The following is a 21,879-nucleotide window of genomic DNA, read 5'->3' on the forward strand; positions in this document are numbered from 1 at the left end:
CTCCAGAGCTTTATCGCACCTGCCACCGTAAGGACCGTAGCAACGAATGCCTGGTTCATTTGATTGTAATGCCGCTCAGCTTGAACAGGACACATCGTTTGCCCCCCCAACAACAATTACGAAGTTGGTGAAAAACTCACTCGCAGTGAAGTAACCATATTCCCCAGACAAATCCACACCAGAGTTCAAAGCAATTGTGTATTTGTAGCTTCCATTATTTTGCTCAATGACCGGTAAATTGTCCGGGACTCATCTGGTGCTACAGCACCAAACCTAAGTCTATTGCTTGGAAGCTGAACAACTGCCGAGTCTACCTATATTCCACTTTGGTTCTTGATCATCACATTCGGCATCACCCCAAAGAAGCCTATCTAACACCAATAATCAGCAATACAGCGGTAACTAGTAAGCAATATCTTCTCTTCAAAATCGGATACTCCACAGAACGGAATAATACCCGCCAGCAGTGGCCGCAGAGAAGTGGAATTTCCTCTGGCTGAGCTTGGATTACTGGAATGAAAGCCCCTATAGCAAGATCGCCGTTTATGGCTTCCATTAAATGCCAACTACTAACGAATGGCAACTACAAGACAGCGAGATTCTGAGGGAAATACACCCTGGAAAAGTTACGAGCTGACGAACAGAAAACGATATAAGGCTTGACCTGTAGGTGAGGTCGTCAGGGACACCAAAACTACATGATCGTGAATGCGGAGGTTGTATTATGAAATTTCATATTCTTATATAGCGAGCTACTATAAAGCTATCAGTGTGGCCGCTGACTCATAAGAGAGTAGTGTTGGAGCCGGTAGTTTGAAACTATCGGCTACCCGATTTAGGCTGGCTGTATCTTTGTATTGCGCGGATTAGAATTTGGGTCTGTGTTTTTCGATGATTTGCGCATCTACCCAATAGATATCGCCCTCAGGATCGACACCGTCTTCTCTCTTAATGGGGTTGTGATTGAAGAACAGATACTTACCGTCTGGTGACACATACGCGCTGGCCTCATTACCGGCGGCGTTTATGGTATCTCCCAGGTTTATTGCCTTACCCCAGGAACCATCTTGTTGGCGGAAACTGATGTAGAGATCTTTATCGCCGTAACCGTCGCCTTTTTCGCTGTCCCAGATGAGGTAAGAGCCATCGGCGGCAATGAAGGGGTGGGCTGTCCAGTTACCAGAGTTTATATGCGGCCCCAATAATACAGGTGGCTGCCGCTTGCCGTTGCTAACGGTTGAAATACGTAGCACGTCATCGCTTTTGTAGTCGTCAAATACTATGGTGCCATCAGCTGAAGACGTCAGACGCATGATGCCCCAATCTTTGCGGTCGAACATCGTCCCCATACTTTTAATATCTGACCAGCCTGATTCGGTACGCACCATGTACTTGTTCCCCAAGTGCATGGTTTTGCCATCCGGGGCAAGTAGAGGGCGGCCGACCCTTGGGCCAACAACGGATTCGTGCCACTGGTTACCTATCTGCTTGAAACGAATGAGCAACCACTTTTCAGTGTCGACATCCATTCGGCTAAAGTAAAACTCGGTCATATCTGGTGTGAAAGAGCCGCTATAGTCACGATGCCGGGTTGCGACATAGCCCGGCGCGAATATTTTGGGTGTTAGTCCCGGTGGTGTTTGCCCAAGGTAGGGGCCTTCCAGCAGGGGAAGTGCTTCTTGGCTACAACCGTGGCTACTCACCGCAAGAAGAGAGATCAGGAGTATGATAGAACTACAAAAATGCTTCACAGCTTGTCCTTGTTTTTACATCAACGAATAAATGAACTGCGGGCTATTTAATCAGTTCGATATCAAAACACCTGAAGTACTTATGATTTTTAAATGATTTTGAGCTGACGGCACCAAACTTTTAAACCTAAAGTGCACAAAAACCGATACACTTGGCAAAAGTAAAGGCCGGCAGCTGGGTACTGTAGACTGGACAGCTTTCAAATATCTAGGGCAGGAAGGTCATGGGAATCCGTACCAATCAGCTGTCCTTGAAAGAAGGATACTAGATGGAAGCGCTTACTGGACAGAAGTCTTCAGTCTAGGCCATCGCTTAGTGCTTCTACCGAGGCAATAAAGTCGCCTTTCGCTGCTGTGCCGAGAGTACCCACTAAGGATGTTGCAGCGCCAGCACGAAGCTTTAAACACACCAAACTCAACTCTGCCATATCGGTGTAAATCGACCACCAGCTAAAAAAATCAGGTCTGAGAAATCGTTGGGCGAATATGGCTTGGAGGTGTGTGAAAACGGATAGTTGTTCAACGATTCATTGCTGGGTGGTCGATATGAAGTTCGAATTTGCTGTGGCTGAAGTGTGAAGTAAGCTGTCTGGTCGCGATAGCAACGAACGACATTCGCTAGTTAGGCACTTTCCTTCTAAATTGGCTCATATGATGAAATTCCAATATATGAGTCATATTCCTGTTTTTCTTTTTCCGAACCAAGCTGCTCTCTTGTTACCCGCAAGGTGTAAGCACCTTTTACATGCCCATTTTCAATCACCATCCAATCAAATACATCTTCTGGACCGAAACCAAGTCGCTCACCTACTTGATGCCACTTTGTAAGCTCTTCTGGGACTTCGAAGAATACTCCTGAAAGGAAGTTTTCTTCGGCATGGAAATATACATTTGACAGCCAGAGGTATAGAAACCGGTCTTCTCCAAGCTTTTCAGATAAATCTGGATATCTAAACCTTAGCTTTGCTGCGTAAATGGCTTTAGGACTGGATTTCACAAGATCGATGAAATCAGTAATAGTGTTCGATGCTTGAGCGAATGCCTTAAGCATTTCTTGATCTTAATTATGCGTGTTTCTGAATAACGGTTCGATCATTATCGATTTTTCCTTGTCTGCTAGCGCCCAGTATATCAGCGACCAAAACAGGGCGAAGTAGTACGTAGGCAGTCCGACTCAGTGTTTTTTAAGAGTGTACGAGCTATTGTTTGTTATATATTTTGTACATATTAAAACTGTCTGGCAGCAAATAAGCCCGCTATAACTATTGCAACAAGGCCGGTGGCACTACACCAAAAACCATGACTATTGCCGTTATAACTATCTAGATAGAAAGTTTGTTTTGGTGAAGGTTAGCGGCCGAGAGTGATTAGTTTACAGATGGGCCAGCCAATCCAGTAGCAGATGGTGCCGAAGAATATTTCTGCTAAGATATAACCTATACCTCGGAGAAATCCTCTACCTATCTCTCCAATTAACTCATCCATAATTACCTTCCTTGTTGATACGTAAAATGCATTGCTTAGCGGCTCATTGGACGGTAGCGTAGTTTTGGCTACGCTAGAAATTCCCGCCCAAAATAAAGCGGACCTCAAAGCATCCACTGGATTAATTAACTATAATTTCTTACTAGTATTCTCTGTATTTACTACCTAGGCAGCAGCAAAGAATACAGTCGACTCTTGAAAAAATGATTTCACAAGTTTTCTATTTTTCTTGATGCTCTGCAAATCTGCATTTGCACGACTCAGTAGTGTCTCACCTTTTTTCAGCGGCCTCTTTGAAGTCCCTATATTTCTCATATGATTCCAGACCAACTCATCTGGATTTAGGTTTGGTGCATATGGCGGTAAGAACACCATTTCAAGCTTTCCATCCTGTGAATCGACATACTCCAATACCTTTTTCGATTTGTGTACTGGGTGCCCATCAACAATGAGAATCACTGGTCTTTTCTGACTTCTCTGGAAATTTTTGAAGCATTCTACGCACTTTTCTGCCGTGAACTTTCCACTATAAATATGATACCAGAAGCCACCTCTATTCGATAAAGCTGAGATCGCATTGATTGACTGTCTTTGACCACTCGTTTTTACCACTGGAGTTTTTCCTTTTTCTCCCCATGTCCTTTGGAGTGGATCGTCTGATCTGATACTAGCCTCGTCCAGCCAAAATATTTCTGCACCAGTTTTTTTCGCATAAGATTTAATCTTTGGATAGACTTCCTTTACCCATTTATTCACCGCCTTCTCATCTCTCTCGTAAGCTCTTCGTAGAGGCTTTTGTGGCGTCAGGCCCAGTCGATGTAGAAGTGTGCCGACACTAGAAACGCTAAGTTCAATTTTGAATCTCTCAAAAATCAAATCCGATACGATCTGACGTGTCCACAATCCGAAATCAAAGCCATATTGCCTTGGATCGCCACCAATAATCCATCGTTTGACTTCCTCTTCTTCAATAGCTGACAGTTTTCTACCGCGTCCAGGTCTAATTTTTGGAGATAGCGCTTCAATACCTTTCTCCCGAGCAGTCCTTAACCATGGGAAAATAGTTCTGCTCCCCAGCCCTAAGCTACGACTAACCTCCGCCGCAGATTCTCCATCAAATACTCGCTGAACAGCAATTTTACGTATGAGGTGCTGCTCCTCAGTACTAAGTTTTCTGGCATCGTATTTCATGCAGTTTATATTACCAGGGTGTACTGATTATTTCTGCCCCGCTAGTAACATTTGCTTTAAATGCTTCGGCTTCAATAGGGGAATCCTCATACCCATGCTCTAACACACCTAACAAATGGCCAGAAAGGACGTCCTTAAAACTAGCTCGCTCTACTTGCAAAACATGAACAAGCTCATGTGCCAACTTCGGAGTATCCATCTGGAATCCCTTTCTTATGTATATAGAATAACCAAATACTTATGCATTATTCACAACTCCGTCGCCTATAAGTCCGGCTGTCTCGCCAATAAACTTTAGAAGTGAATTCTCACGTGGAAATGGCACTTCATCCACATAAACCAGTCTTATTTTTTCAGGGTTCTTAATGCCTATCTCTTTCGCAATATCAAGGTGCTTCTGATCTAGAGGGTGACCAACCTGGAGGCCTTCAGTATCAATTTTTTCAGCCCACTCTGCATATGGATTTACAAAGGTAAATTCAATTATTTTCTGATGAAAAACAAAAGGCAAAGCTAAAACAGCTAAACCACAAAGCAAAAATTTACTTTTCATATTTTACTACCGCTTTATACTATTCAGGGATCAATCTACCATAAAAGCACTCAAAAACCATTAAGAATCAGTGGGTTATATCTAAATTGTAGCGATGGTGTTAAGTGCGATCACAGCGATTTGGTTACTATTCCTTGTGCATGAGCGGCCTCTAAACACTCAGTGATATAAAAGCTTTTCAGGCCTTTTAGTCTTTTATCAAAAAAACGTTCAAGCAGATTAGGTATATATTCTTTAGCTCTACCTAAATCATAAATTCTGAAAGCCATTTCAAACTTTTAGTCTGTTCTGAGTTGGACAAACGCATCGATGTATGGTTTTCTCGGGGGGGATGCCTATTTGCCTCAAAACAGATAATTGTCTGCGAGTCGGAATTCATTATGGATAGAGAATTGCACATTACAGACCTGAATAATGGATAGCGTGGCAGCCGGAAGCTGCCGGCTGCCCGATTTCAATACATTTTTAGCACGGAAGTACCGAAAGTGCCGAGCCCAAGGCGTTTGCTATACCATTTATTAGCTCAGTTGCCACTCGTGCCTTATTAAGTGCGATGTCAACCAGCAAGCCAAAAATGACTGAGATATAGGCCAGGTATCCAAAACCCATATAGTCATTATACAAGATGGTATAAAACCAATCTTGACCATATGTGTATATGGCGGAAGATATGATGGTAGCAACGAACAAAAGAACTGCAGGTAAGAACAAGTGAGCTATTGCTTTTGGTATGACGAAAGATACGGCCAAGAGGATAAGAAACATTAGAAAATTTGACCCAAGGAATATACGAAGGTCAAGTTTTAAATTTCCCACTATCTCAAGGTACTTTCCCTTAATAAGATCGCCGAGTGTATGTTGCGCAACTTTAATGCTCTTAAGGCGATCGAGGTAGCCTGCTGTGATAGACTGAGCCAAAGCCTTTTGTCTTTCACAGTCAAAACCACACATAGAGGCAATTACACTTGCTATTTTTTGCGGTAGATTGTTATCTAAGTCTTCTTTAATTTTTTCCGATTCCAGTCCAAGTCTATTAGCAATGCCCAGCGCTTGATTTGCAACTGTAGATTCGCTTACAAGATGCTGTTTTTCTCGAACCTCCTTCTCTATTTGGTATTTTACAAATCCTTTTGCTGATTCTTCTATGCTCTCAGGCGACAAGAATGTAATAGAGAATAGAATTCCAAAAAATAGAATTCCAAATAACCCGGTTGAGCGTAATGTAATATTCACAGTTTCCTTAGCATTTAACGCCTTAGTAACCCGTAGCAAAGCGTAAGCTGTCCGGGGCCGAGGGCACACAGTATGCTGTCTTGGTACTGCCGTATGGGTACGGACTAATGAGGTGAAAGTCCGCTGTAGAAAGATCACCATTTAAGGAGGGTATTAAATGCCAACTTATAGCGAATGGCAACTGAAACACCGTGAGGTCTTATGGGATGGAAGCTTCTAGAAAAGTTATGAAGTGACAAAAGAGAATGTCATACAGAGCTTAGCCGTGAGGGGAGGCAACCTGTAGTGGTCTAATCCTTCCGGACACTTCGCTAAGATGGTAAAACTACCAAGCGAGGTGAAGTATGACAACAAAAGGTACACGCCGGTATTTCAAGCCGGAATTTAAGAAAGACGCCGTAGCGCTAGTCTCTGAGCAAGGGTATTCAATTTCTAAAGCAGCAGAGGCTGTAGGAACAACAGCCAATAACCTGCGACGCTGGATAAAGGAACTGAAGCAGGAAGAAGACGGTGTAAGGTTGGATGTAGGTGAGCGCGCAGAATTAGAGCGATTACGACGTGAAAATAAGCAGTTGCGGATGGAGAAAGAAATCCTAAAAAAGGCCAGCGCCTTCTTTGCGAAAGAAATGAAATAAAGTACAGCTTTATTGAAAAACAGCAAGGCAGCTTTCCTGTTAGGGTGCTCTGCCGGGTAATGCAGGTAAGTAAGACTGGCTATTACGATTGGTGTTGCCGTGGTAATAGCTCAATAGATGCTCAAACATGGCAACTATGCCATCGTTTGAAGGCCCTATTTGCAGAATCTAGACAGAGCCTCGGAAGTCGTCGGTTAATGAAGCTGTTACGTAAAGAAGGTTTTGAAGTCGGGCGCTATCGAGTCCGCAAGCTCATGAAAAAGCTAGGCTTGGCAGTAAAGCGTAAGAAGCGATTTACAATAACGACAGATAGTAAACATCACCTACCGGTCGCAGAGAACCTTCTGAATAGGGAGTTCTCACCGAGTGCTAAAAATCAAGTTTGGACGACTGATATTACATATATTTGGACTTCGCAGGGCTGGTTGTACTTGGCGGTAGTGATTGATCTCTATTCGCGCCGGATTATTGGTTGGCATCTAGATCGGAAGATGGAAACGGCCCTGGTAACTCGTGCGTTGATGATGGCTGTCAATTTGCGTTCGCCCCCAAAAGGTCTCCTGCATCACTCTGATCGTGGCAGTCAGTATGCCAGCCATACCTACCAAACGTTATTGAGTCAGCATGGGATGGTGTGTTCAATGAGCCGTAAGGGAAATTGTTGGGACAACGCACCGACTGAACGTTTCTTCAGCAGCCTGAAGCGGGAGTGGGTAACAGGAAACCTTTATCCGACAAGGGAGGATGCGGTAGCGGATGTAAGAGCCTATATTGCTTATTACAACTCACGCAGAATACACACAACACTGGGAGACCTAGCCCCTATCGAATTTGAGAAATGTGCTTGAAGAAGTGTCCGGTTGGAGTTGACCACAACACAACAACCAAAGGCAACGAAAGTAAGTGATAAAATGGGTAGAGTAAATGATGTAGTTGTGTAGTGAAAGTTCACGCTCTTATCTAGGAAGCTATTCTTAGCTTGTTGCTATTAAGTTGTCACTGTCACTCCTAATTATATAAATAGGCACAATCAACTAGCCGCGATCACAGGAATAGAAAAAAGTGGTGGAACAATACCGCGTAATAATCAAGGTGATTAAACAGATGTCAGCTATTCGTCTAATAGCCTAATACCGAGACTATTACCCTGGAGATGGTTAAGGCCTGCTTGATGCTGTCACCGGATAGAAATTTATTGCGGACTCTATGATGGATGGTGTGGGTAGCCAGTAGCTAGAAACTACCGGCTATTCTTTTTATAGCGCATTTTTTAATGATAATGCCACCTTTTTAATGCCATGAGGCGGAATCCATTGTTTAAACTCAACAAAACCATACTTTTTATATAAATTAATTGCGGGCTCATTTACAGCAGCTGTTTCTACAATTGCTTCTATAAATTCAAATTCATCTAGAATGTAGCTTAGCAATTTACCTGCTATTCCTTTCCTAAAATAATCTGGGTCAACAGTTAAACTATTAATTTCTAATCGCCTATCTTCTATAGCAATCTCGATAGTTGCGGCTAGACATTTATTGTCAATAAATCCATAAAATTGCGATTTGGATTTCTCTATATCTTGCGCACTTCGCGATAGTGGAGGAAAGTCAGCGGCGCCTATCAATTGAGCTTCAACCTTATAGGAGCGTTGAAATATTGTGAAAATCTGACCTGCCATATCTTCACTAAAATTGTCAAGTTTTATTATCATATTAAGCCTAGTCTAAAATTCGTGGGCTCTCTAACTCTTACTGCAACAGCATCCAGGGAGTAGGCTTATAGGTGCAGCGAACAGAAAACAAGTGTTAGGATAAATGTTGGATTGCTGGTACTTGGTACATCCAGTATGAGTATTGTCTGAATGGGGTAAAAGCCCTCTGTAGGAAGCTCACCCATCAATAAGATCCATAAATACTAACTACTAGCGAATGGTAACTATAACACAGTATTCTTTTGGTGAAGAAACCGCAGAATCATCACGTAAGGTTTATTTTGGAGTGTAGGCATTCAAGGGCAGCGGAACGATATGATTTAACAAATAGAGTAAATGAGTTGTGATTGTTTAAGTCCATATCTGGGGGGATCTGTTTAGCATACTGCTATTAATTTGAGGTAGTTTTCTGCCATGTCATTCAATTCAAATAAATGAGCCGTTTGACACTAACGTTGTGAAAAATTTACCACAGCTGCTGAACCGTCCTATGCCGATCCGCACTATGTGGGAGGGGCTGGTAGCTAGAAACTACCGGTTACCCAGTTGATACTACTAACGTTCAGTGAAGGCAATTTTTCCAGCCAGCCCGATGAGTAGAACTCCAGATACGCCTTCGAGTGCTCGAGAGAATTGCTTAGAATTTGATTTGCTAAATAACCAAGTTCCAGCTGAAGCATATAGAACATTACATACTGTAGCTAAAGTACTAAAGAGTAAACCCAGTATCAATATTTGTAACGATACTAAATCGGTCGAAGTATCGATGAACTGAGGTAAGAATGAGAGAAAAAACAATGCTACTTTCGGGTTCAAAACGCTAACAATGAGACCTTGAATAAATATGTTTTTATTTGTATCAGTACTTTCTTCAACAACAATTTTATTACTTCCTCGCCACATGGAAAGTAAAGACTGGGCACCCAAGTATACCAAGTAGGCTGCACCCAACCACTTCACTATGCTAAAAGCCATGGCAGAACTTAGGATTATCGCCGATAAACCCAAACAAGCTGCTAGTGTGTGGACAAAATATCCAACGCCTAGCCCAATAGCAGCTTTTATACCGCTTGCCATTTGACCTTTCATTGTATTCGATACGATGTAGATTACGTCTGGGCCAGGTATCATATTGATTGCTAAGCAAGCGACAACAAATAAAGGTAGAGAACTTAAATCCATTTTTTTCCTCAATATTAACAATTCGTGATATTACGCTTGAAGGGTCCAGTTGAAAACCAAAGCGATGGGTTCTATGTCGATCGGGTGCCTTTATTTGGTACGCCCAGTATGGGCGTGGACTAATAGGGTGGAAGCCCTCTGTAGGAAGATCACCGTTTAATCGTTTCATTAAATGCTAACTGCTAGCGAATGGCAACAGCGTGAGGTCTTATGAAGAGGAAGCTGTTCGCGAATCTGCAGGATGACGAACAGAAGCATCATATAAGGCGTAGCCTGGAGGTGGGGTGGCCAAGGGCACCGAAGCGGGGATGACCTAATGGGTAAGGTTAATGATGTATTTATGTAGTGAAATTTCACGCACTGATCTGTTTAATTTACTGATATAAAGCTGTCAGTATGGATACTGATTCGTAGGTATCCCCAAATTGCTAGCCACCAACGCACGGATAAAAAAATGCTGGAATACAATATTGACTCGATTAGTAATGACCTCGGGGGTTAAACAAAATTCAGCTGGCGGCATAGTAGCCTAATACTAGTACCTCGGACATCGTGAAGACATGCTAGAGACTATCGGTGGGTTACAGATAGAGAGCTGCCCATTGCGGATCTTACGATGGATACTGTGGGTCGATAGCTAGAATTACCGACTATCTAATTTAAAACTGGTACTCTACAGACTCGTCATTTAGTACTACTTTTTTCTCTTGCACCAGCTTATTTAATTGGCCTTGAACCGCGATGTCATTACCTTGTAGCTTCAAGTGCGCCGCAATATGATTTTTTAATGACGAAGCGGTTTTGGGACGTTTTTCCTTAGGCGATCTTGTAAGTGAGCTCAATAGTTTTTGAGTAGTAGCGGCTACAGTAACATGCTTAATGTGCTTGCATGTTCTGCCATTTGACTTCAAATGAGAGATCAATGGCGTAAATCCGTTATCATTTGTAATAACCTCAAACGTGATATCTTTTCCTGCTTCATGATCAAACTTACCCAAATAGTAGGCAAGATGAAAATCTAGATTATTTGCTTGAGTAGCCTTTATTTGAATGATGATAAAGTTGATTGGCGAATCATATTTTGATGCCCCAAAATCTAGCTTTGGTTGTTTTGCCCCAAGAAATACGATCACTTTTTCATATTGCGAAAGGTCTATTTTTTCCATGCCACCGACGTTTTCGTAGTCGATAAATGCCCACTTCATTGTAGAGCTCCTTGTTGTGTTATCGTGTTGCCTGTATTTTGTATATAGCTTTCCTACACATCGGGTGTTGACTAGAACCTCTTAGTACCTCTGGATAAGCGTATTAGCATCGGGAAAGTCCCTTGTGGGGAGATTAATGTTCAATAGACTTCATTAAATGCTAACTACTAGCGAATGGCAACTGCAAATTCGTAAGGTTTTGTAGGGAGGAGCCCAAGGGCATCGAAGCCATGTGATCCAATGGGTAGATATTCATTACGGATAGAGAGATGCCCATTGCGGACCCGCACGGTGGATGATGTGCGGCAGGTAGCTAGAATCTATCGACTACCCGGTTTATGAGATTTCCTCTGGATTAAAAACAAGACGAATTTTGCTAATGCGATCCACCTTATAATGAAACGTTTGAGCCATTAATGTACTTCTACAATTTTTAGTGAATTTATATATGTAACATGTTGAATTCGGATTGTGAAACTCTTCTACCATCTCATACGATATATCAACTGGAGGCGAAGCTTTCAGAGATTCTATATATTCTTTGGCCGATTTACACTTAAACAATGGCCCTTCAAAATCCAGCTTTTCATATAGTATTAGGTCTAATGAATCAAAGTCCTTTGTTTCATAGAATATGTCCATATATTTTCGAGCAAGCTCTACTTTGTTCATATCGATTTCACGTAACGTTTTACTCAGCCGCCACAGAAATGAGCCGGTTTATGTTATCTTAGAAGGCCGTTTCTTTACACCTATCAAAGGTAGAGCTTAAGGCTTCACAACCATTGACACAATACGAAAATCAAGAGTTAAGCCCATACCCCATCACCCAGCCTCGCCGCTCACAAATCTCTCTTGATGCGACTCCAAACTATTACTGCGTCTCCCGCTGTGTACCCAGAGCATTCCTTTGTGGAAGAGGGGAGGGATAATGAGTACCGGCACGATTGGATTTAGACTGGAATGGAAAAGCTGGCTGCTATCTTTGCGCTGGATATCGCCGTCTATGCGGTAATGAGTAATCAATATCATGTGGTGCCCTATATCGATGCTAAAACGGCCAATATTTGGTCTATTACTGAGGCCATTCTCCGCTGGCAGGAACTATTTAAAGCTTCTAATTTGGCACAGTGCTTCAATCAGGGCACCTCACTGGACCGCAGTGAAGATAGCAAACTTAAAGAGTTGATCGAGCTATGGCGAGAGTGATTAATGGATATTAGCTAGTTTATAAGCTGCCTAAACGAATCTATTACCAACCAAGCCAACACAGAAGCTCACTGTGCAGGCCGCTCCTGGGAGGGCCATTTCAAGTCTCAGGACCTATTGAATGAAAGAGCCTTGGCTGCCTGCATGGCCTATGTTGATCTCAATTCTATCCGTGCCGATACTGCAAAAACCCTAGAGGGCTCTGACCACATATCCATTCAGTAGCGTATTCGTGCCGCGACCTCAGGTGAGCAATCCAAAGGCCTATTTGACCAAAGTTACGTAATTTTCAAACCTAAAGTATATTTTTTAAGCATTTCACTTCGTCCGAGCCAGACCAGGTGAAATGGCCGTTAAGGAGGAAAGCCTGTACTATTTCCGGTGTCATCTTACAATCTGTGGGTGTCCTGGAGTGAACCCTCAATCAGAAACGATTCTTCGTTTTTTTCAACCTTCTGATTGGTATTTCAATGGCTACGGCTGGCGTTAACTAGTGTTCTTGGATATAAATAGGATTATTTGTCTGCCTGAGGTTCGGAAAGGTAATCGCCTAGCCGCAAGTTCTGACTATAGTATCCAGTTTTGGGGGGTACTATTCTTTTGTCCGTCCATCGACAATCAATAATAATCCTCCCGGTCTCGATTGATTTGTAAAGAGCATATTATGTCCAGAAAAATATTATCCTTAAAGGTAAAGAGAAATAGGGAGCCTAAGAAGGCTGATGAAAAGCAAGAGGATACTTCTGATCCAAAGAAACGCTTCTTAAATGGAGTAGCTATTAATCCATCTGAGCTTATTCGCCTTGAGTCTGGTTCTCAGCAACTTACGGTAAGGGCGATGGATTTGATTACGCCAATTGGTAAGGGGCAGCGTGGCTTGATTGTGGCTCCACCGGGCTGTGGCAAAACCACTATCCTGAAACATATCTGCCAAGCAGTGGGGGAGGCTTACCCCGAAATAAAGCTGTACGCTTTGCTTATTGATGAAAGGCCAGAGGAGGTTACTGACTTTAAGCGAAGTGTACCGGTCGAAGTTTATGCGTCCTCTTCTGATCATAGCTATGAAGAGCATGTGAGAGTAGCTAATGAACTCCATGATAGGGCCTGTAAGGAAGCCGGTGAAGGCCAGGATGTAATGATCGTGGTTGACTCGTTGACAAGACTTTCACGGGTACATAATGCGCAGCAGAGTGGTAGGGGGCGTACGATGTCTGGCGGGATAGATGCCAGGGCTATGGAGATACCCAGAAAGCTGTTTGGCGCTGCTAGGAAGATTGAAGGTAGTGGCTCACTTACGATTCTGGCAACAATACTCGTGGATACCGGAAGTCGAATGGACCAGGTGATATTTGAGGAGTTTAAGGGTACGGGAAATATGGAGGTAGTATTGTCAAAGGAGGTTGCGAGACAGCGAATTTTCCCTGCCTTGGATATTGCTAAAAGCAGTACTCGCCGTGAAGAAATCCTGTTCAACTCGAAAGATATTGCAACGATAAGAGCTTTACGAAGAACGCTTGCTAGCCTAAAGCCTGTAGATGGCACTAAAAAGCTTATTGAACTCCTTGAAAAGTACCCGACTAATGCGGAGTTACTTGACCATTAATTTTTAGTTAAGGAGCCTCTGAATAACTCCGTAATGCCTCTGCGGGTCTTGAAGGCTGCAGATGTTAGGCGCAGCTCGCCGCGAATGGCCGTAGCCCTTTGCAAGAGCTGCAACGCAGCAGCTGTGGCCTTCAAGGCCCGCCCTTCGGGGCTTGCAGAGCGATTCACACTCCGCGTTGCGACTTCTTGAAAGGTCTAGACATTCCTGCGAAGCCGCGCCTTGATTGTGAACCGCTCTGCATGCCAGAGGTATCACGGAGTTATTCAGAGGCTCCTTAAGTTTAAGGGTAGTATTTAGCCGCTTAGCGTTTTTGGAGTTAGTTACTTAGCGACTGAGTCCTTACTAGGATAGCCGTTATTTAGTCGAGGGCTTTACACTTCAATTCTCTGGTGTGTTTTAACAAGAGGTTGCTCAATGAGGAGCTTAGTGGAAAATGTGGCCTTAATATACCGAAAGGGGTGCCCTTTCAGCTGGATCACTATTTGGCGTTAGTAGACTGGAGTGGCCGGCATTTAGCCCCCCCAAAAGCGCTCCTTATCCTTGAGCGGCTGGGCATCTCAGCAAAACACTGGCTCTATCTCAGTTAGAACTTTGAAGGCCGCTTTAAAGGTTTGGTGGGATCAGTGGAGACGGTAAAGCAAGTTTGCATCCAACTCGATAAACGCTGGATACACCGAATAGGGATTGCCGGCGTTTCCTCTTAGCCACACCCTGCTAATCTACTTCTACCCCAAATACTCTATAACACGATTACCACTCTTTTATCCAAAATAGCATTTCCAAAAATCTGCATATCAATTCCCAGAACTTAATCTCTCTTACCTATAAATCAAAGGGTAAGAGCCCCCAGAAAGGGAGCTTGCTACAGCATCCTCCAGCCTTTGGGTGTCCTAATGTGTGTGTGCACTAATTTGTGCAATAGGGTAATAAGCAATACCCGCAGCAACCAGCAAGGTTACTAAACCGGGTGCTTTCATCTAAATTTATGCATCTTCTGAAGATTCACGTATACGCTCTTTTCGTTCCAGTTCCTCTTGCATCACCGCTTTGATTTCTTCCAGCACGGCGTCGACATCAGCGCTGTCATCATCATCATCAAACTTGCCGCTGAGCGTTGAGCTAGTCGTTAAGTTACCCTCTTCAAACAGTGCCCACATTTCCTTGGCGTATTGAGTCTGTAATAAAGAGGGGGCAAATCTGCCATAATAACGACGCATATTGTCGACGTCGCGAGTGAACATTTCTTGTGCACTGTTATTGGCAGCGGCATTAACAGCTTGGGGTAAATCGATAATCACAGGGCCGGAATCATCCACTAGGACGTTAAATTCGGATAAATCGCCATGTACAATTCCCTCGTGAAGCATGAGCATGATGTAATGAATCATTAATGCATGATCTTGAATTGCTTGCTCTTCTGACATTGTCACATCGCCAAGCCGTGGTGCGACATTGCCTGCTTCGTCAGTGATTAACTCCATCAATAATACACCGTCAACACAACCAAAAGTCTTGGGAACTCGTACATGAGCGCGTGCTAAACGGGATAAAGCATCAACTTCGGCATTTTGCCAAATCTCTTCCTGCTGTTGGCGGCCATAATTTGACCGTTTTTGCATGGCACGTGCTTGACGACCACTGTGAACTTTACGCCCTTCTTGGTACTGTGCGGCCTTTTTAAAACTACGCTTATTCGCGTCTTTATAGACTTTGGCGCAACGAATTTCGTCACGACAACGGACAATAAATATATCGGCTTCTTTGCCGCTCATTAGGCGGCTGATAACTTCATCGATTAAGCCATCATCGATAAGAGGCTGTAGACGTTTGGGAGTTTTCACTAGATACCAGCTTTGAGTGTTTGGCAATTAATCATATATGCTATTGACATATTTCTATGTGTATTTGATACAAGAAATCGAATCCTGCTTACGGATAAACAGCAATTATGAGGCCCTGTATTGCCCGCGTAAAGGATGAGGGCAATAAGAGTTGCACTTGACATGTGAAAGCCCCCAGTAGGAAGATCACCGTTTAATGACCTCTAACTACTAGCGAATAGCAATACTATAAGGTTTTGTGGGGAGGAAGCCGCAAGCAAAACTATGAGTTGGCGAACAGAAACATCCTATATGGCTTAGTCTGTAGGCCAAGGGTGCCAAAGCCACGTGATCTAATGGATAGGGTTAATGATGCAGCTGATTTGTGAAATTTTATACTCTTATCTTGGGGAATCTGTGTAATTTTTTTCAGTGATTCTGCCAGCGTGGCTATTGGCTGGTAAGTAGGTCCAACCGGTTAGCATTCATGACCTGTACGCTGGGTGGGCATGGGAGCGGTAGCTAAAAACTACCGGCTACCCGATTTAAGTGCGGATTTCAGACGAAGCTGTAACCCACTAACATAGAAACTCCATTCTTTCGATTCATTCCACAGCTGTTTTAATTCCGAGCCTGGCTCACTACTACAAATTACCACAGCCTTCTCTGCTCTTGGCACTGCCTCTTCGCTCAATTGTGGCTTGAGAGATTTTGCGAGGCTCAATATATCTTCATTATATTTCCCGCTCGGTACATTGAATATGATTGCTACTACTTCTGATGCTGCAATAGCATTGAAACAAATGTCAGCATCAATATATCCACCTCTAGAGGGCGCATCGATTGCACTTTTAAAAAGTACTAGCGAATTATCTGAGCCGGATACTTCACTCACCCAATCTAGAGCAGTATCGTTCTCAAATGCACCGACTCCCCATACGCCTGCTGCAGCTTGGAATGGAAAAAATATCAGGCCTACTAGAAATACTAATTTATACATACAGCACTCTATTAACGGTTGCACTTACTACCTAGGCAGCAGCAAAGAATACAGTCGACTCTTGAAAAAATGATTTCACAAGTTTTCTATTTTTCTTGATGCTCTGCAAATCTGCATTTGCACGACTCAGTAGTGTCTCACCTTTTTTCAGCGGCCTCTTTGAAGTCCCTATATTTCTCATATGATTCCAGACCAACTCATCTGGATTTAGGTTTGGTGCATATGGCGGTAAGAACACCATTTCAAGCTTTCCATCCTGTGAATCGACATACTCCAATACCTTTTTCGATTTGTGTACTGGGTGCCCATCAACAATGAGAATCACTGGTCTTTTCTGACTTCTCTGGAAATTTTTGAAGCATTCTACGCACTTTTCTGCCGTGAACTTTCCACTATAAATATGATACCAGAAGCCACCTCTATTCGATAAAGCTGAGATCGCATTGATTGACTGTCTTTGACCACTCGTTTTTACCACTGGAGTTTTTCCTTTTTCTCCCCATGTCCTTTGGAGTGGATCGTCTGATCTGATACTAGCCTCGTCCAGCCAAAATATTTCTGCACCAGTTTTTTTCGCATAAGATTTAATCTTTGGATAGACTTCCTTTACCCATTTATTCACCGCCTTCTCATCTCTCTCGTAAGCTCTTCGTAGAGGCTTTTGTGGCGTCAGGCCCAGTCGATGTAGAAGTGTGCCGACACTAGAAACGCTAAGTTCAATTTTGAATCTCTCAAAAATCAAATCCGATACGATCTGACGTGTCCACAATCCGAAATCAAAGCCATATTGCCTTGGATCGCCACCAATAATCCATCGTTTGACTTCCTCTTCTTCAATAGCTGACAGTTTTCTACCGCGTCCAGGTCTAATTTTTGGAGATAGCGCTTCAATACCTTTCTCCCGAGCAGTCCTTAACCATGGGAAAATAGTTCTGCTCCCCAGCCCTAAGCTACGACTAACCTCCGCCGCAGATTCTCCATCAAATACTCGCTGAACAGCAATTTTACGTATGAGGTGCTGCTCCTCAGTACTAAGTTTTCTGGCATCGTATTTCATGCAGTTTATATTACCAGGGTGTACTGATTATTTCTGCCCCGCTAGTAACGCCTCAATAACCTGCAGCCGGAGTGCCGTGTAGCGGCGAGTAGGCTGTCCGGCGCCGTAGGCGCATAGTGGATTAATTGGTTATACGTATTCACAGCAGCCTTCATCAATATGTACTTCCGTTACCGAACCAGCTCTGCAAAATAGCTCTACAAATACGTCATCACTGTTTGAGTGAAATCCAAACTCAAATTCTTCTTTGGATTCACATGTAAGAGACTTAAGGTAAAAATTTGATTGAATGCCTTTTATAGTGAGATCTCCATATTTCTCTTTAAGTTTGGAATAAAAGAGATCATTTAGGTAGGAGTGCAAATTTTCTGGTCTTTCTGCATAGAACCGAAAGCGTCAAGCGCTACTGGATATGGACCTTCTAGGCTCCCGCTAACAGCACCAAAATCAAATCTAGACGGTAATAGGCCTACAGGTTTTTCCACCTTCCAATATTCGTCTCTACCATCGTTGACATACGAAAACTCACCGAGACTATCAAGTCGCATAGTTTTCGCTTTGTTCTTGGTGAAAATATTTCTGAGAAACGACACCGAAACTCCCCTACGTTTTACGTTTAAAGCACCGACGTAGCTTTACCACGTCCGGTGTCTTTATTTGTTAGGGCTGCTCTAGTTTTGGCAATCGCACTACTAGCTTTCTTTGCGTGCCACTCCTTACCAAGACTATAAAGAACTACCATTTCTCCAAGATCCGCTTTACCGCCACGACACCAACCTAATTTCACCTGAACAAGATTTTCTCGGCTGCCCTTCAGTGTTTCATATACCTTTATTCGGATTACTCTTTCCGCTCCACGAACTAAATAACCTTCTTGCTCTTTGCTTAACACTCGATGTTCCAACTCAGGAATAGATATGCTAGACACTCTACCAATATAAACTTCTTTCGCATTTTCAGCCCACTGTCCTGGCGTCCAATTTAGCCCCTGACATGCAAGTGTATCCTGAGCGATAAAAACAAGGATAAGGGTTACTAATAATTTCATTTTAGGTTTACAGTCCTAACGTCGTGCACAATTGCCGGAAGTCCGTTGCTGCACCTTGGTACGCCCAGCATGGGCGTGAACTAATGGGGTGAAAGTCTCCTGTAGAGAGATCACCATTTAATGGACTCCATTAAATGCTAACTACTAGCGAATGGCAACTGCAACACCGCGAGGTCTTGTGGGGAGGAAGCCGTTAGCAAAACTACGAGCTGACGGACAGAAACATCCTATCGAGCTTAGCCTGGAGGCAAGGTGGCGAAGGACACCTAAGCCATGTGATCTAACGGGTAGAGTATATAATACAGTTGTGTAGTGAAAGTTCACGTACTTATCTGGGGAGATCGGTTTAGCTTGCTGCAGTGAGGTTGTCAGCGTGGCCGCTGACTCATAAGTAGGTCCAACCCAAAATCCACAAGTTAATGACAGGGCTAGCCTACCGATATGTTGCCAGCAGGATATAAAATTGACGTAGCGCACTGCCATGACACACAGCTCAAATGAAGGGTTGCCCGACACTATCGTTGGGTAGAGATTCATTATGGATAGGGAACCGCCCATTGTGGACCCGCATGATGGGTGGTGTGGTGGCCGGTAGTTAGAAACTGCCGGCTACCCGATTTATATTTCTTCTTGTTGAGCAACAAAAGCCTCTTTACTGCCAACGAGAACCACAATAAGAAGTATTATATCGATGACAATGCTAGTGATTGAGCCAGGTATTTGAGCCATCAAGAACCCACTATCTGACTGCGAGCTAATTACTGTTTTAATAATGGCCCAAATAACAGACGCAGCGATAGCTATATAGAAAAGCTTTATCGCGAAATCTTTGGTCATCATTAGAAATATTCCAGATATAAGATACAGACCTGCTACGACCATAGATACTATACCAAAAACAATTGACCAAGATTCATACCACTCTGGGACCTTAAACTGTTCTTGCATAGACTCCATCACTTGAGAAAACTCAATTCGTTTGGGGTCACCTTCCTCTTCAATTTCTAGTGTCAATTGGGGTATATCCTTTCCATCAGGAGTCTTCCCTTTACTGAATTCAGTCATCATTTCTTTCTGCATTTCGAGCATCGAGGGCATGACTACTTCCTGAGCGCCACCAAGAACCCCAAATATCCCGAAGATAATTGCCAACACTCCAATTATTGTCGCCCATGTAGGTCTTTTCATTTACTACTCCATAGTTCAGTAAAAATATAACGCCATTTGTAATGGGCAGCTTTGTGGCAAAGCCACGTTTAAAGCTGTCCAGCCCTAAGGGCGATCATTGACAAACTTGGTACGCCCAGCATGGGCGTAAACTAATGGGGCGAATGTCCCCTGTAGGAGGATCACCATTTAATGGGTTCCATTAAATGCTAACTACTAACGAATGGCAACTGCAGCATCGCGAGGTCTTGTGGGGAGGAAGTCGCTAGCAAAACTAGGAGCTGATGAACGGAAACATCCTATGAGGCTTAGCCTGAAGGCGAGGCGGCCAAGGACACCGAAGCCATGTGATCTAACGGGTAGAGTAAATGATGCAGTTATATAGTGAAAGTTCACGTTCTTATCTGGAGAGGTCTGTTTAGCCTGCTGCTGGGAAACTGTCAGCACGGCTTCTGACTCATAAATAGGCCCAACCCACTAGCCACCATTGAGGGGTAGACAAAAATGGTGGGACACAGCGGCGCCTTGGTCAGTAATGATCAAGGTAATTAAACAGAAGTTAGTCGACGGCATAGTAGCCAAGTGTCAAGATTAATACCTTGGACAGGGAGAAGGCCTGAACCCAAAATCCACGATTTAAAAGATAGGGCTAGCCTGTGGATATATTTCCAGTCGGATAAAGTTGAGGTATCGCACTGCCATGACACTCAGCTCAAATGAAGAGCTGCTCGACGCTATTGTTGGGTAGAGATTCATTATAGATAGGGAGCCGCCCATTGCGGGCCCACCCGGTGAGTGGTGTGGGGTCCTGTAATTAGAAACTACCGACTACCCGATTTAAGAATTAGTTTTTAGGGCCTCTTTGGTTGTGTCCACAGCTTGCTGAAGATCCTTGGAGTAACTTTTTAGTTTCTTTAAATCACCTTTGATAAGAGCTTCTTTAACTTCCGTTACCAAGTTTTTTGTGTTTTCAGTAGTATCCACAATTATGCCTGAAATCCTTGAGGCATCATTTAATCCCCATTCTTTGGCTTTATCTCCAACCAGGGGAAGACCTTCAATAATAGGGCATGCAACCTCTAAAGTATTATGTATTTTACTTAGGTTCTTAAAGCTGTACGCTTGAATAACAGATGTCAATTCTGTGACCTGTAAAGAAACATCTTGTACGGCATCAATCAGAGGCTTATTTTCATTGATTTCAGCAAGTGCTTTTCGTGCTCCTTGGAAATGGGTATACACGAAAAATAAAAAGCACCCGATAGTCAATATCGCTCCAACAACAAATAACTCAGACGGTAAAGTTAGTCCAGGTATGTTAGCCAATACCATAGATAAAATGCCAGCAAACCCAAAGGCTAATGCGAACCCCCCAGTCTTATATAGTTTATCCATTCCCTTAGAAAGACTATCTGATATGCGAACTACATCCTGCGTTGCTATTTGGTTCATATAGACATACCTATTGTTTGGTGTAGAGATTGATGCATAACGCACCTCTGTCAAAACCATAGGAAATGGAAGGTTTTGGCGTCGAGTGCCTTTACTTGATACGCCCAGCATGGGCGTGAACTAATGGGGTGAAAGTCCCCTGTAGGAGGATCACCATTTAATGGACTCCATTAAATGCTAACTACTAACGAATGGCAACTGGAGCATCGCGAGGTCTTGTGGGGAGGAAGTTGCTAGCAAAACTACGATCTGACGGACAGAAACATCCTATAAGGCTTAGCCTGAAAGTGAGGCGGTCAAGGACACCGAAGCCGGGTGATCTAACGGGTAAAGTAAATAATGCAGTTGTGTAGTGAAAGTTCACCTTCTTATCTGGGGGGACCTGTTTAGCTTGCTGCTATGAAGCTGTCAGCGTGGCCGCTGACTCATAAGTAGGCCCAACCCACTAGCCTCCATCGTGGGGTAGACAAGAGCGGTGGAACACAGCGGTGCCTGGGCCAGTAATGGCCAAGGTGATTGAACAGAAGTCAGCCGACGGCATAGTAGCCTAATGCTAAGATTAATACCTTGGACAGG

Annotated in this window: 20 protein-coding genes; 3 read left to right on the forward strand and 17 right to left on the reverse strand. The window is 43.5% G+C overall.

What is annotated here, in order from left to right; genetic code table 11:
• Positions 1–866: 866 nt before the first annotated feature.
• The 6 genes from ACJJIQ_RS01825 to ACJJIQ_RS01850 all read right to left on the reverse strand — a co-directional run bounded on the left by ACJJIQ_RS01825 (position 867) and on the right by ACJJIQ_RS01850 (position 6,213).
• Positions 867–1,751, reverse strand: a complete 885-nt coding sequence (locus ACJJIQ_RS01825) for a TolB-like translocation protein (protein ID WP_445363512.1) — start codon at positions 1,749–1,751, stop codon at positions 867–869.
• A gap of 637 nt (positions 1,752–2,388) precedes the next feature.
• The gene (locus tag ACJJIQ_RS01830; RefSeq protein WP_445363513.1) at positions 2,389–2,802 is read right to left on the reverse strand and encodes a DUF2314 domain-containing protein; all 414 of its coding nucleotides are present in this window, start codon (positions 2,800–2,802) and stop codon (positions 2,389–2,391) included.
• A gap of 599 nt (positions 2,803–3,401) precedes the next feature.
• On the reverse strand, positions 3,402–4,427 hold the full coding sequence (locus ACJJIQ_RS01835; protein ID WP_445362554.1) for an IS630 family transposase: 1,026 nt from the start codon (positions 4,425–4,427) through the stop codon (positions 3,402–3,404).
• Positions 4,428–4,437: 10 nt separating this feature from the next.
• Positions 4,438–4,626 (reverse strand): hypothetical protein, encoded by a 189-nt coding sequence (locus tag ACJJIQ_RS01840; protein ID WP_445363514.1) that lies wholly within the window; start codon positions 4,624–4,626, stop codon positions 4,438–4,440.
• Positions 4,627–4,665: 39 nt separating this feature from the next.
• A complete protein-coding gene (locus tag ACJJIQ_RS01845; protein WP_445363515.1) occupies positions 4,666–4,980 on the reverse strand; it encodes a hypothetical protein in 315 nt (104 codons plus the stop codon).
• Positions 4,981–5,445: 465 nt separating this feature from the next.
• Positions 5,446–6,213, reverse strand: coding sequence for a hypothetical protein (locus tag ACJJIQ_RS01850; protein WP_445363516.1), 768 nt, complete (start codon positions 6,211–6,213; stop codon positions 5,446–5,448).
• A 344-nt stretch (positions 6,214–6,557) separates the two neighbouring features.
• Between ACJJIQ_RS01850 and ACJJIQ_RS01855 the strand changes: the two genes are divergently transcribed.
• Positions 6,558–7,696 (forward strand): IS3 family transposase gene (locus tag ACJJIQ_RS01855; protein ID WP_445354143.1). Its coding sequence is split into 2 segments (ribosomal slippage): positions 6,558–6,807 and positions 6,807–7,696, totalling 1,140 coding nucleotides; the frame shifts between segments, so codons are not numbered across the junction.
• Between the two features lie 408 nt (positions 7,697–8,104).
• Here the strand turns inward: ACJJIQ_RS01855 and ACJJIQ_RS01860 are convergent.
• From ACJJIQ_RS01860 to ACJJIQ_RS01875, 4 genes are all read right to left on the reverse strand, one after another.
• Entirely contained in the window at positions 8,105–8,527 is a 423-nt protein-coding gene (locus ACJJIQ_RS01860; RefSeq protein ID WP_445363517.1) for a GNAT family N-acetyltransferase, read from the reverse strand.
• 588 nt (positions 8,528–9,115) lie between these two features.
• On the reverse strand, positions 9,116–9,742 hold the full coding sequence (locus tag ACJJIQ_RS01865; RefSeq protein ID WP_445363518.1) for a LysE family translocator: 627 nt from the start codon (positions 9,740–9,742) through the stop codon (positions 9,116–9,118).
• 659 nt (positions 9,743–10,401) lie between these two features.
• On the reverse strand, positions 10,402–10,947 hold the full coding sequence (locus ACJJIQ_RS01870; RefSeq protein WP_445354888.1) for a PIN domain-containing protein: 546 nt from the start codon (positions 10,945–10,947) through the stop codon (positions 10,402–10,404).
• A 336-nt stretch (positions 10,948–11,283) separates the two neighbouring features.
• Positions 11,284–11,619, reverse strand: coding sequence for a hypothetical protein (locus ACJJIQ_RS01875; protein ID WP_445363519.1), 336 nt, complete (start codon positions 11,617–11,619; stop codon positions 11,284–11,286).
• A gap of 291 nt (positions 11,620–11,910) precedes the next feature.
• Between ACJJIQ_RS01875 and ACJJIQ_RS01880 the strand changes: the two genes are divergently transcribed.
• Positions 11,911–12,156, forward strand: coding sequence for a hypothetical protein (locus tag ACJJIQ_RS01880; protein WP_445363520.1), 246 nt, complete (start codon positions 11,911–11,913; stop codon positions 12,154–12,156).
• Positions 12,157–12,820: 664 nt separating this feature from the next.
• Positions 12,821–13,759: a transcription termination factor Rho gene (gene rho, locus ACJJIQ_RS01885; RefSeq protein WP_445363521.1), complete on the forward strand. Its 939-nt coding sequence runs from the start codon at positions 12,821–12,823 to the stop codon at positions 13,757–13,759.
• On the opposite strand, the gene ACJJIQ_RS01890 is transcribed toward rho, so the two are convergent.
• The 7 genes from ACJJIQ_RS01890 to ACJJIQ_RS01920 all read right to left on the reverse strand — a co-directional run bounded on the left by ACJJIQ_RS01890 (position 13,756) and on the right by ACJJIQ_RS01920 (position 21,303).
• Positions 13,756–13,926: a hypothetical protein gene (locus ACJJIQ_RS01890; protein ID WP_445363522.1), complete on the reverse strand. Its 171-nt coding sequence runs from the start codon at positions 13,924–13,926 to the stop codon at positions 13,756–13,758. The two genes, rho and ACJJIQ_RS01890, sit on opposite strands and share 4 nt — an antisense overlap.
• Positions 13,927–14,742: 816 nt before the next feature.
• Positions 14,743–15,600 carry a PA4780 family RIO1-like protein kinase gene (locus ACJJIQ_RS01895; RefSeq protein ID WP_445363523.1) on the reverse strand — a complete coding sequence of 286 codons (858 nt, stop codon included), beginning with the start codon at positions 15,598–15,600 and terminating at the stop codon, positions 14,743–14,745.
• Positions 15,601–16,108: 508 nt separating this feature from the next.
• Complete coding sequence (locus ACJJIQ_RS01900) at positions 16,109–16,579, reverse strand: DUF4259 domain-containing protein (RefSeq protein WP_445363524.1); 471 nt, start codon at positions 16,577–16,579, stop codon at positions 16,109–16,111.
• A gap of 31 nt (positions 16,580–16,610) precedes the next feature.
• Positions 16,611–17,636 (reverse strand): IS630 family transposase, encoded by a 1,026-nt coding sequence (locus ACJJIQ_RS01905; RefSeq protein ID WP_445362554.1) that lies wholly within the window; start codon positions 17,634–17,636, stop codon positions 16,611–16,613.
• 616 nt (positions 17,637–18,252) lie between these two features.
• A complete protein-coding gene (locus ACJJIQ_RS01910; RefSeq protein WP_445363525.1) occupies positions 18,253–18,684 on the reverse strand; it encodes a hypothetical protein in 432 nt (143 codons plus the stop codon).
• Between the two features lie 618 nt (positions 18,685–19,302).
• Entirely contained in the window at positions 19,303–19,872 is a 570-nt protein-coding gene (locus ACJJIQ_RS01915) for a hypothetical protein (RefSeq protein ID WP_445363526.1), read from the reverse strand.
• Between the two features lie 816 nt (positions 19,873–20,688).
• Entirely contained in the window at positions 20,689–21,303 is a 615-nt protein-coding gene (locus ACJJIQ_RS01920; protein WP_445363527.1) for a hypothetical protein, read from the reverse strand.
• Positions 21,304–21,879 lie beyond the last annotated feature (576 nt).

Source organism: Microbulbifer maximicatervae (SeqCode), assembly GCF_052468295.1.

What these genes read in the sequence shown, in the direction of transcription:
- ACJJIQ_RS01830 (WP_445363513.1), bottom strand. Translation starts at nt 2,802, where the DNA reads ATGCTTAAGGCATTCGCTCAAGCATCGAACACTATTACTGATTTCATC.
- ACJJIQ_RS01835 (WP_445362554.1), bottom strand. Translation starts at nt 4,427, where the DNA reads ATGAAATACGATGCCAGAAAACTTAGTACTGAGGAGCAGCACCTCATA.
- ACJJIQ_RS01840 (WP_445363514.1), bottom strand. Translation starts at nt 4,626, where the DNA reads ATGGATACTCCGAAGTTGGCACATGAGCTTGTTCATGTTTTGCAAGTA.
- ACJJIQ_RS01845 (WP_445363515.1), bottom strand. Translation starts at nt 4,980, where the DNA reads ATGAAAAGTAAATTTTTGCTTTGTGGTTTAGCTGTTTTAGCTTTGCCT.
- ACJJIQ_RS01860 (WP_445363517.1), bottom strand. Translation starts at nt 8,527, where the DNA reads ATGGCAGGTCAGATTTTCACAATATTTCAACGCTCCTATAAGGTTGAA.
- ACJJIQ_RS01865 (WP_445363518.1), bottom strand. Translation starts at nt 9,742, where the DNA reads ATGGATTTAAGTTCTCTACCTTTATTTGTTGTCGCTTGCTTAGCAATC.
- ACJJIQ_RS01870 (WP_445354888.1), bottom strand. Translation starts at nt 10,947, where the DNA reads ATGAAGTGGGCATTTATCGACTACGAAAACGTCGGTGGCATGGAAAAA.
- ACJJIQ_RS01875 (WP_445363519.1), bottom strand. Translation starts at nt 11,619, where the DNA reads ATGAACAAAGTAGAGCTTGCTCGAAAATATATGGACATATTCTATGAA.
- ACJJIQ_RS01880 (WP_445363520.1), top strand. Translation starts at nt 11,911, where the DNA reads ATGGAAAAGCTGGCTGCTATCTTTGCGCTGGATATCGCCGTCTATGCG.
- rho (WP_445363521.1), top strand. Translation starts at nt 12,821, where the DNA reads ATGTCCAGAAAAATATTATCCTTAAAGGTAAAGAGAAATAGGGAGCCT.
- ACJJIQ_RS01900 (WP_445363524.1), bottom strand. Translation starts at nt 16,579, where the DNA reads ATGTATAAATTAGTATTTCTAGTAGGCCTGATATTTTTTCCATTCCAA.
- ACJJIQ_RS01905 (WP_445362554.1), bottom strand. Translation starts at nt 17,636, where the DNA reads ATGAAATACGATGCCAGAAAACTTAGTACTGAGGAGCAGCACCTCATA.
- ACJJIQ_RS01910 (WP_445363525.1), bottom strand. Translation starts at nt 18,684, where the DNA reads ATGAAATTATTAGTAACCCTTATCCTTGTTTTTATCGCTCAGGATACA.
- ACJJIQ_RS01915 (WP_445363526.1), bottom strand. Translation starts at nt 19,872, where the DNA reads ATGAAAAGACCTACATGGGCGACAATAATTGGAGTGTTGGCAATTATC.
- ACJJIQ_RS01920 (WP_445363527.1), bottom strand. Translation starts at nt 21,303, where the DNA reads ATGAACCAAATAGCAACGCAGGATGTAGTTCGCATATCAGATAGTCTT.